This is a genomic window from Streptomyces capparidis (genome assembly GCF_054782095.1).
The window spans coordinates 1-688 of sequence record NZ_BAAGTD010000136.1 but is presented as its reverse complement, the minus strand read 5'-3'; the positions used below and the strand labels follow the sequence as shown (position 1 = coordinate 688).

At 73.0% G+C, this 688-nt stretch carries 1 protein-coding gene; it reads left to right on the top strand.

Going from position 1 to position 688, the window contains the following annotated elements; translation table 11 throughout:
* Positions 1-45: 45 nt before the first annotated feature.
* Positions 46-688, top strand: a 643-nt coding sequence (locus ACYVO2_RS37285) for an AraC-like ligand-binding domain-containing protein (RefSeq protein WP_461012566.1), incomplete at its 3' end; no start/stop codon positions are given.

Below are 688 nucleotides of genomic sequence, written 5' to 3'. Positions count from 1 at the left end.
GGCGCCATCCGCATCCTGCCCCTGGGCGGGATGACGGTCTCCCATGTGACCTACTCACCCGCGCGCGCACGGCGAACCGCACGCCTGATCCGGCAGCACGACCCGGAGACCTACCACCTGTGGCTCAACCTCAGCGGCACGCCCAGCCTCGAACAGGACGGACGGCAGGTGATCCTCGGCGACGCGGAGATCGTGCTCCACGACTCCTCCCGGCCCTTCCACGGCGAGGTCATCGGCGCCACCCCCCTCACCGGGATCGCGGTCTGCTTTCCCCGCACGCAGCTCCCGCTACCGCCGGACCTGCTGGACCGCCTCACCGCCACCCGCCTGCCCGCCCGCACCGGCATGGGCGCTCTCCTCGCCCGCTACCTCACCGAACTCACCCAGCACGCCGCTCACTACCACCCCGACGACACCGCACGCCTGGCCACCGCCACCACCCACCTGCTGACCGCCTGGTGCGCCCACCACCTGGACGCCGGCGCCGCCCTGCCGCCGGAGGCCCACCACCAGGCCCTGACCACCCGCATCCACCACTTCATCGAGCAGCACCTGGGCGACCCCCGCCTCGGCCCGGCCACCATCGCCGCCGCCCACGGCATCTCCGTCCGCCACCTGTACACACTCTTCAACGCCCAGGGGCTGACCGTCGCCGCCCGGATCCGCCAACGCCGCCTGGAGCACTGCC